This window comes from Methylobacterium sp. (assembly GCF_028290105.1).
Lineage (GTDB): Bacteria > Pseudomonadota > Alphaproteobacteria > Rhizobiales > Beijerinckiaceae > Methylobacterium.
This window is the reverse complement of record NZ_JAQGKL010000083.1, coordinates 1-9,003: the sequence shown is the minus strand read 5'-3', so window position 1 is coordinate 9,003 and position 9,003 is coordinate 1. Positions and strand designations below refer to the sequence as shown.

Below are 9,003 nucleotides of genomic sequence, written 5' to 3'. Positions count from 1 at the left end.
GCTTTCCTCCCGAGGGTTCGGACCATGACGCGCTCCCTCCAGAACCGACGCATCCTCCTCGTCATCGGCGGAGGCATCGCCGCCTACAAGGCGCTGGACCTGATCCGGCGCCTGCGCGAGCGCGGGGCGCAGGTGCGTCCGCTCCTGACAAGGGGTGCGCAGGAATTCGTGACGCCGCTGGCGGCGGCGGCGCTGGCCGGGGAGCGCGCCCATACCGACCTGTTCGACCGCGCGGAGGAGGCCGATATCGGCCACATCAAGCTCGCCCGCGACGCCGATGCCATCGTGGTGGCGCCCGCCACCGCCAGCCTGATGGCCCGGATGGCCACGGGTGATTCCTCGGATCTCGCCGCCACGGTGCTCCTCGCCACCACACTGCCGATCCTGATCGCCCCCGCCATGAACGTTCGCATGTGGCAGCACCCGGCGACGCAGCGGAACCTCGCGACCCTGCGCGGCGATGGCATCCGCGTGGTCGGCCCCAACGACGGCGCCATGGCGGAAGCGGAGTACGGTCCGGGCCGCCTCGCCGAGCCGGTGGAGATCGCCGACGCCGTCGAGGCGATGCTCGCAGACGTGCGGCCGGCCCCGGGGTTCGGGTTCCTCGCCGGACGTGCATCGGGGAATGGTGCCAAAGCCGGGCCGCTCGCCGGCCGGCGCGTGCTGGTGACCTCCGGCCCGACGCACGAGCCGATCGACCCCGTGCGCTACCTCGCCAACCGGTCCTCCGGGCGCCAGGGCCACGCCATCGCCGCCGCCGCCGCCGCGGCCGGTGCGGAGGTGACGTTGGTTTCCGGCCCGGTCTCGATCCCGAGCCCGGCCGACGTGCGCCTCGTCCCTGTCGAGACCGCCCGCGAGATGCTGGCGGCGGTGGAGGCCGCACTTCCGGCCGACCTCGCGATCTTCGCCGCCGCCGTGGGCGACTGGCGCCCCGCCGAGTCCCACGAATCGAAGCTCAAGAAGGACGGGTCGGCGCCCGCTCCCCTCGCCCTCGTGGAGAATCCCGACATCCTGGCCACCATCGCGCGGCGTGCCGAGGGCCGACCGCGCCTCGTGGTCGGGTTCGCGGCCGAGACGGAGACGGTGCTGGATCACGCCCGCGCCAAGATCGCCCGGAAGGGCTGCGATCTCATCGTAGCGAACGACGTCTCGGCGGCGGGCGGGGTCATGGGCGGGAGCGCCAACACCGTGCACCTCGTCGGACGCGACGGCACCGTGGAGACCTGGCCCACCCTCGACAAGGAGGAGGTTGGACGCCGCCTGATCGCGCGCTTCGCGGAGCTTCTCGACACGCCCTCCACAGGCCCGTGAAAAAGGCGGCGGACCCCACGCGGCCCTCAAGCGTTAAGGCTTGACTAACCTCCACGCTCCCATCATGTCGGCGTCGCTCGCACCCGCAGCACCGATGCATGCGCGTGTGGCTCCACAGGAACTACCGAACCCAATGCCCAGCGACAGTAGTCGATGGACCGCGCCGCCGATGGCCCCCCGCGTGACCCGCGCCTGATCGCTTGATCGGGCTCGCCCGCGATCGGCCCCGATGGCCGGTCGAACGAGGTGAGCCGATGACCTTCTCGAATGCCTTTGCCTTTTCGGGCGTCCTGCCGCGCCTGCGCGGTGCCGTAGCGCCGGTCCGGACCCTGAGCTTTCATCCTGCCGACGGCTCGAAGCTCGTCCGCATCAAGACGCGCCGCCGCAAGGCCAGGCGCCCGGCTTCGGGCGACGCCAACGTTGCGCTGATCATGGTCGTGATGATGAGCCTGGTCTTCGGACCCGTGATCGGCATGCACCTGATCGCCGCGTTCGCGCCCGCCACGACCTCGCAGGAGGTCGTGGCCCGGACGAGCGGCGCGGCATTGCCGCCGGGCTGACCCGGCGGGCGCCGGTCGCCCGCGATCAGCCGCGCGCAGCCTCCAGGTCCGCAGAGAGGGCGGCCTCGGCCGCCAAGATCTTCTGGACGGCGGGGCGGCTTCGCACCCGCGCCAGATACGCCATGATGGCGGGCTCTTCCGGAACCAGCTTGAAGCTCGTGGTCCAGCCCAGGGCCGACCCCCAGAGCACGTCGGCGGCCGAATAGCGCTCGCCGAGCAGGTAGGGGCCGGGCGTCAGCGCCTTCACCAGCGTTCCGAGCACCGAATCGAAGTCGCCGTAGGGGGACATCGCCCGTGGACCCGGCTCGCGCTGAAGCGCGCGGTCGACCACCGCCGGCTCGAAGCTCGACCCGTAGAACACCATCCAGCGCAGATAGGGCCCGCGCAGAGGGTCGCCGATCGGAGGCGCCAACCCGGCCGCCGGGAACAGGTCCGCCAAGTAGAGGTAGATCGCCGCCTGCTCGGTGACGAGCGCCTCGCCGTGGCGCAGGGCCGGCACCTTGCCCAGCGGATTGAGCGCCAGATAGGCGGGGTCTCGGGTCTTGCCCGCCTTGAGGTCGACGACGTCGAGTGTGTGGGGGGCGCCCAACTCCTCGAGCAGGATGCGCACGCCCGACGACCGGGTCTGGGGGGCGTGGTAGAGGGTGAAGTCGGCGTCCAAGGGGCTGGCCTCTCGCGAAGGGGGCGGCACACGGTTTTCGTCCCGCCCGGTTCCGTCAATCCCGGCGCTCCCGCCGCGCGGCGACCGCTTGCGCCAGCAGGCACAGGATCTCGAAGGCGAGCGTCGCCCCCGCGAGCGCCGTGATCCCCGACGGATCGAGGGGCGGCGCGACCTCTACGACATCCGCGCCGACGAGGTCGAGCCCATGCAGGCCCCGCACGATCTGGAGGGCTTCGCGGGCGGTGAAGCCGCCCATCTCCGGGGTGCCCGTCCCGGGCGCGTATGCGGGATCGAGGGCATCGATGTCGAAGCTGAGATAGGTGCGCGCAGCGCCGACGATCGCCCGGGCCTCGGCCAGGACGTCCGGTAGGCCACGGGCGAGCACCGCTTCCATGGGTACGATGCGCACGCCCTGCCCCATCGCCCAATCCAGTTCGTCCGCCGAATCGGTGCTGCCGCGCAGGCCGATCTGGATCATGCGCCTGGGATCGAGGACGCCATCCTCGATCGCCCGGCGAAACGGGGTGCCGTGGGTCAGGAACGTGCCGCCGTACTGGCTGTCGTCCGTGTCGCTGTGGGCGTCGATGTGGAGGAGGCCCACGGGCTCGAACCGGCCCAGTGCGCGCAGCACCGGATAGGTCACGAAGTGATCGCCGCCGATCGACAGCGGCACCAACCCGGCCTCAGCGAGCGGCCGGTAGAACGCCTCGATGGCGCGCGCGGTCGCGGCGACGTCGATGGGGTTGACCGGCACGTCCCCGAGATCGGCGCAGGCCGCGAGATCGTAGGGTGCGATACCTGTGGCGGCGTTTCGGGTGCGCGTGCCGGTGGAGGCTTCGCGCACGCCCCTCGGCCCGAGCCGGGCGCCGGGGCGGTTCGTGGTGGCGCCGTCGAAGGGTATGCCGATCAGGCCGATGTCGATCTCGCCCAAGGCGTCGGCGGGGTCGAGCACCGGCAGGCGCATGAAGCTCGCGACGCCCGAGAAGCGCGGCGTCTCCATGCCGGAGAGCGGCCGATGGCGAGCGATTCGGGCGCTGTCCGCGTCTCGGGGCATGAAAGTTTTTCCTCATCGGACGACCTTGCGGCATCGGCATTCGCGCGACTTCCGCCGGGCAGCGGCACGACACCACGATGACGTTCCGTTGACGGACCGGCAACGCATGTCTATAGAGCGCAGATCGCCGACGGGCGCGCTCAAACGCGATCGTCGGCTTCGCCATTGCCCGAACAACCTGCACGCGATCAAGCGACACTCAAGCCTGCGGGCCCGTCGCGATCGCCTCAAACGTGACGAGGATGCCCCATGGCCAACACCGTGTCGGCCAAGAAAATGACCCGCAAGATTGCGAAGCGCACCGCGGTCAACCGCTCGCGTCGCAGCCGCATGCGCACCTTCGTCCGCAAGGTCGAGGAGGCCATCGCCGCCGGTGATCAGTCGAACGCGCTGACCGCCCTCCGCGTTGCCGAGCCCGAGATCATGCGGGCTGCCCAGCACGGCATCGTGCACAAGAACAACGCGTCCCGGAAGGTTTCGCGCCTCGCCGCGCGGGTCAAGGCACTCGCCGCCTGAGCCCATCCTCCAGGATGTTCTGATCAAGCCCGGCAGCAATGCCGGGCTTTTTCGTTTTTGGCATCCGGCCCTGGGTGGCGCCGCCGCTAAGTCGGCGCGCTGGACGTCGATCGCGAGTGCTCGCGTCGCCGGGATCGCGCCGCCGCGATGATAAAGCGAGCTCGCGGGAGGGCCGATCCTCCGAAGGCCGTCGCGCTCCTGCGTGCAAGCATCCAAGTCCTGTGCGCCGTGGCCGGGTTATCCCGAGGCCACAGGTCGCCTACCGATGACGGTATCGCGATCCGCGTCCGTGTCCGTGATTCGCGACGCCCGACATCCGCTCTCGACCCGGGCTGGTTTGGTCAAGAAGCATTAACTTTGATCCCAATCTGTTTTGTTGCGACACGTTTGGCCCGAGTGTAGCTTAACGATGTTGCATGATGACCCAACAAATCCGATGGATCTGCGCGTCGCGGCCGAATCATGCACAAGGTGGGACCGGCAGTTCGACTCACGCGGCGAACTCCCCGTCGGAATTGCCGCAATTTTTGCTGTCCCCGTAAGTCCCGTTGTTAGGAGAACCGTAGCTTATTGTTGATAGGCTTGTTTCATCGGCAAAGACCGGTCCGGAGGTCTTGACTCTGGGTAGCGAATCTGGGTCTCGCGAATGCCTCGCGGGACGCGACGTCAGTCAAGTGTGCGTACGTTCCGCTGGCGGCCCTCCGCCCTCGGCACGAGGAGAGCGATGATGCATGTCGACGGTAGCGTGTCCGGCAACGCCGAGACGGGCATGAGCGGCGTGAGCGGTCCCGATACGGTGGCCGCCTGGGCTCGGGTGAAGCGCCGCCTGCGGGCGGAGCTGGGCGAAGACGTGTTCGCGAGCTGGTTCGCCCGGCTCGAACTCGTCGATGTCGTCGACGGCACGGCCCGCCTCACGGTGCCGACCCGGTTCCTGAAGAGCTGGATCGAGTCGCATTATCTCGACCGCGTCCTGAACACCTTCCGCAGCGAGGTCGAGGCGGTCTCGCGCCTCGACGTGTCCGTGCGTGGCGCCTCCGCTGCCGCCCGTCCCGTCCCCAGCGTTCCCAAGACCAGCAGCAGCGCCGCCAGCCCCCTGGCCCGCCTGCAGGCCGTCGGCGCCTCGATGCCGTCCCACGGCTCCATGAGCAGCGCCTCAGACGCGGAGCCCGCCACGGGCTCCCGCAGAGAGGGCGGCGGCGACCTTAACGGGGCGCCGCTCGACAACCGCCTGACCTTCGCGAGCTTCGTCGTGGGCCGCTCGAACGCGCTGGCGCATGCCGCCGGCGAGCGCGTCGCGCGCCATGACGGCCAGGGCGCGCTCTACAACCCGCTCTACATCCATGCGGGCGTCGGCCTCGGCAAGACCCACTTGCTCCACGGCATCGGCCATGCCGCCCGTGATTCCGGCCGCCGGGTGATCTACCTCACCGCCGACCGCTTCATGTACGGCTTCGTCAACGCCCTGAAGACGCAGAACGCGCTGGCCTTCAAGGAGCGCCTGCGCGCCATCGACCTGCTCATCCTCGACGACGTCCAGTTCATCCAGGGCAAATCGATCCAGGCCGAGTTCGGCCACACCCTCAACGCGCTGATCGATGCCGGCCGGCAGGTCGTGGTCGCCTCGGACCGTCCGCCGACCGAACTGGAGGCCCTGGAGGAGCGCGTGCGCTCGCGTCTCGCAGGCGGTCTCGTGGTCGAGATCGGCACCCTCGACGAGCAGTTGCGCACCTCGATCCTCTCGGCGCGCCTCGCCGCCGTGCAGGTCTCGCACCCGAACTTCGAGGTCTCGCCCACGGTCGCCACCTACGTCGCCCGGGCGATCACCGCCAACGGCCGCGACCTCGAGGGCGCCGTGAACCGGTTGCTCGCGCATGCCACCCTCACGGGGACCGCCGTGACGATGGAGACCGCCGAGACCGCGATCCGCGACCTCGTGAAGAACCGCGAGCCCAAGCGCATCAAGATCGAGGACATCCAGAAGCTGGTGGCCTCGCGCTACAACGTCTCGCGCTCCGACATCCTGTCCGAGCGCCGCACCGCCGCCGTGGTCAAGCCGCGCCAGATCGCCATGTACCTGTCGAAGGTGCTGACGCTGCGCTCCCTGCCCGAGATCGGCCGCCGCTTCGGCGGGCGCGACCACACCACGGTGCTCCACGCGGTGCGCAAGATCGACAAGCTGATCGGCGAGGACAACGTGCTGAACGACGAGGTCGAACTCCTGAAGCGCATGCTGCAGGATTGAGATCGCTGGGGTGCCGCCTGTCCGCGCGGCGCCCCGAATCATCTGCGGGATAGCCGGCCTCTCGCACTTGCGTTCGCCCGGAGGCTTCGCCAAGTTCAGCGGCCACGGTGCCTGGGCGCACGCGGGGCGTCGAGCGCGACAGCGCGCCCGTTCCCGCGACGCCGGACGAGAGACCACGAGTTCAGACCATGAGAGTCACTGTCGAGCGTGCGGCCCTCCTTCGGTCGCTCGGCCACGTGCACCGCGTGGTGGAGCGCCGCAACACGATCCCGATTCTGTCCAACGTGCTCCTGCGGTGCAACGACGGGGGATTGGAGCTGCGGGCGACCGACCTCGACATCGAGGTGACGGAGACGATCGCCGCCGACGTGGTGGATGCCGGGGCCACCACGGTCCCCGCCCACGTGATCTACGACATCGTGCGCAAGCTTCCCGACGGGGCTCAGGTCTCCCTGGAGACCAGCGGCGAGACCGGTCAGATGACGATCCGCTCCGGCCGCTCGCGCTTCTCGCTGGGCGCTCTGCCCGAGGGTGATTTCCCCGACCTCGCGGCCGGCGAGTTGCCGACCCGCTTCGTCATCGCGGCCTCGGATCTCAAGCGCCTCATCGAGAAGACGCAGTTCGCGATCTCGACGGAGGAGACGCGCTACTACCTGAACGGCATCTACCTGCACACGATCGAGTCCGAGGGGGCCCTGCGCATGCGCGCCGTGGCCACCGACGGGCATCGCCTCGCCCGCGTCGAACTCGATGCGCCCGAGGGCAGCCGCGACATGCCGGGCATCATCGTGCCCCGCAAGGCGGTGGCCGAGATCATCAAGCTCGTGGAGGATGGCGGCAAGAGCGTCGAGATCGACCTCTCCTCGGCCAAGATCCGCTTCAAGTTCGCCAGCGGCGTCGTGCTGATCTCGAAGCTGATCGACGGTACATTCCCCGATTACCAGCGGGTGATCCCCTCCGGAAACGACAAGTTCCTCACGGTCGAGCGCGATGTCTTCGCCAGGGCCGTCGACCGGGTCTCGACGATCTCGTCGGAGCGGGGCCGGGCCGTCAAGCTCGCCGTGCAGGAAGGGCGCCTCGCGCTCTCGGTGAACAACCCGGATTCCGGCAGCGCCACCGAGGAACTCGACGTCGACTACGACGCCGCCGCTTTGGATATCGGCTTCAACGCCCGCTACCTGCTCGACATCACGAGCCAGCTCGAGGGCGACACCGCCCTGTTCAAGCTCGCGGATCCGGGTTCGCCGACCCTGATTCAGGATCGTGAGGGCGCGGCCGCGCTCTACGTGCTGATGCCGATGCGGGTGTGATCGGGATCTGGTCCCGATCATCACGCCAAACACGGGTTCGACGATTTCCGCGAGCGGAGGCGTGCGCCTCACCCGCCTGATCTGCCGCGATTTTCGCAATCACGCCGATCTCGACCTCGGCGTGGAGAGCCGCTTCGTGGCTCTCGTCGGCGAGAACGGCGCCGGAAAGACCAACCTGCTCGAAGCCATCTCCCTGTTCTCGCCCGGGCGTGGCTTACGGCGCGCCGATCTCGGCGGGATGGCCCGCGCCGGGGGGCCGGGTGGTTTCGCGGTCTCGATGGCGCTGGCGAACGGCGAGGACGAGCACCGGATCGGGACCGGCTACGAGCCGCCGGGATACGACGGAAAGGCATCGCGCCTCTGCCGCATCGACGGGGCGACGGCGTCCTCGCCGGTCGCCTTCTCGGAATTTCTGCGGGTCGTCTGGCTGACACCGGACCTTGACGGCTTGTTCCGGGGACCGGCGGGGGACCGGCGCCGCTTCCTCGACCGACTCGTGCTCGCGGTCGACGCCAGCCACGGGGCGCGGGTGAATGCGCTGGAGCGCGCCTTGCGCTCGCGCAACCGGTTGCTGGAGGAACGCCCCAATGACGGGCAGTGGCTCGATGCGATCGAGCGGGAGGTCGCCGAACTCGGCGTTTCCGTGGCGCTGGCACGGCGCGAGACCACCGAGCGCCTCGACCGGCTGATCGCCGAGGGGCGCGACGACGCCCAGCCCTTCCCCTGGGCCGCCCTTCGCCTAGAAGGCGATCTCGACGATCTCGTGGCCGTCTGGCCGGCGCTGGAGGCCGAGGACCGCTTCCGTATGGCTCTGCGTCAGGGGCGCGCCCGCGACCGGGCGGCGGGCCGTACGCTCAGCGGGCCCCAGACCAGCGACCTCGTGGTGCGCCACGGCCCGAAGGACGTGCCCGCCGCCACGGCCTCCACCGGGGAGCAGAAGGCGCTCCTGATCGGCCTCGTGCTGGCCCATGCCCAGTTGGTCCAGGCCATGTGCGGGATCGCGCCGGTGATCCTCCTCGACGAGGTCGCGGCCCATCTCGACCCGCGCCGACGCGCCGGTTTGTTCGACGCCCTCGAAACGCTCTCTGGGCAGGTTTGGATGACGGGGGCGGACCCCGCCTTGTTCGCCGAGCTCGAAGGGCGGGCGGACAGGGTGCGGATCGTCGACGGACGCGTCGCGCCTGCGTGATCGCGCGCGATCAGGAGACATTCGCGCGCGGGCCGACGCGATATCGTTCTGTGAGAAGTTTTTGACGACGAACAGCGGAGGGACATCGTTCGGGCGGGCGCAGACGTATGAAAAACAATCGCCGGGATTGCGTTGCGCCGGATGGCCCCGGCCTTTGCCA

General features: G+C 69.5%; 8 protein-coding genes. 6 read left to right on the top strand and 2 right to left on the bottom strand.

The genetic code is table 11. From position 1 onward, the window contains the following. Positions 1-24 precede the first annotated feature (24 nt). Together JWQ05_RS06710 and JWQ05_RS06705 are read left to right on the top strand one after the other, a co-directional pair. On the top strand, positions 25-1,311 hold the full coding sequence (locus JWQ05_RS06710; RefSeq protein WP_299656466.1) for a phosphopantothenoylcysteine decarboxylase: 1,287 nt from the start codon (positions 25-27) through the stop codon (positions 1,309-1,311). Positions 1,312-1,565: 254 nt separating this feature from the next. Then, positions 1,566-1,871, top strand: coding sequence for a hypothetical protein (locus JWQ05_RS06705; protein ID WP_299656460.1), 306 nt, complete (start codon positions 1,566-1,568; stop codon positions 1,869-1,871). A gap of 25 nt (positions 1,872-1,896) precedes the next feature. Here JWQ05_RS06705 and JWQ05_RS06700 read toward each other — a convergent pair whose 3' ends face one another. Both JWQ05_RS06700 and speB read right to left on the bottom strand, forming a co-directional pair. Beyond that, positions 1,897-2,532 (bottom strand): glutathione S-transferase family protein, encoded by a 636-nt coding sequence (locus JWQ05_RS06700; protein ID WP_299656457.1) that lies wholly within the window; start codon positions 2,530-2,532, stop codon positions 1,897-1,899. Between the two features lie 55 nt (positions 2,533-2,587). Then, positions 2,588-3,586, bottom strand: a complete 999-nt coding sequence (gene speB, locus JWQ05_RS06695; protein ID WP_299656453.1) for an agmatinase — start codon at positions 3,584-3,586, stop codon at positions 2,588-2,590. A 249-nt stretch (positions 3,587-3,835) separates the two neighbouring features. Here speB and rpsT point away from each other — a divergent pair, with 249 nt between their 5' ends. The 4 genes from rpsT to recF all read left to right on the top strand — a co-directional run bounded on the left by rpsT (position 3,836) and on the right by recF (position 8,843). Continuing rightward, positions 3,836-4,102, top strand: a complete 267-nt coding sequence (rpsT, locus tag JWQ05_RS06690; RefSeq protein WP_299656450.1) for a 30S ribosomal protein S20 — start codon at positions 3,836-3,838, stop codon at positions 4,100-4,102. A gap of 727 nt (positions 4,103-4,829) precedes the next feature. Next, positions 4,830-6,344: a chromosomal replication initiator protein DnaA gene (gene dnaA / locus JWQ05_RS06685; protein ID WP_299656464.1), complete on the top strand. Its 1,515-nt coding sequence runs from the start codon at positions 4,830-4,832 to the stop codon at positions 6,342-6,344. 188 nt (positions 6,345-6,532) lie between these two features. After that, the gene (dnaN, locus tag JWQ05_RS06680) at positions 6,533-7,654 is read left to right on the top strand and encodes a DNA polymerase III subunit beta (RefSeq protein ID WP_299656447.1); all 1,122 of its coding nucleotides are present in this window, start codon (positions 6,533-6,535) and stop codon (positions 7,652-7,654) included. 43 nt (positions 7,655-7,697) lie between these two features. After that, entirely contained in the window at positions 7,698-8,843 is a 1,146-nt protein-coding gene (gene recF / locus JWQ05_RS06675; protein WP_299656462.1) for a DNA replication/repair protein RecF, read from the top strand. Positions 8,844-9,003: the final 160 nt, after the last annotated feature.

Excerpts from the sequence above, each read along its gene's own strand:
- JWQ05_RS06710 (WP_299656466.1), top strand. The coding sequence starts at position 25 with ATGACGCGCTCCCTCCAGAACCGACGCATCCTCCTCGTCATCGGCGGA.
- JWQ05_RS06705 (WP_299656460.1), top strand. The coding sequence starts at position 1,566 with ATGACCTTCTCGAATGCCTTTGCCTTTTCGGGCGTCCTGCCGCGCCTG.
- speB (WP_299656453.1), bottom strand. The coding sequence starts at position 3,586 with ATGCCCCGAGACGCGGACAGCGCCCGAATCGCTCGCCATCGGCCGCTC.
- rpsT (WP_299656450.1), top strand. The coding sequence starts at position 3,836 with ATGGCCAACACCGTGTCGGCCAAGAAAATGACCCGCAAGATTGCGAAG.
- dnaA (WP_299656464.1), top strand. The coding sequence starts at position 4,830 with ATGCATGTCGACGGTAGCGTGTCCGGCAACGCCGAGACGGGCATGAGC.
- dnaN (WP_299656447.1), top strand. The coding sequence starts at position 6,533 with ATGAGAGTCACTGTCGAGCGTGCGGCCCTCCTTCGGTCGCTCGGCCAC.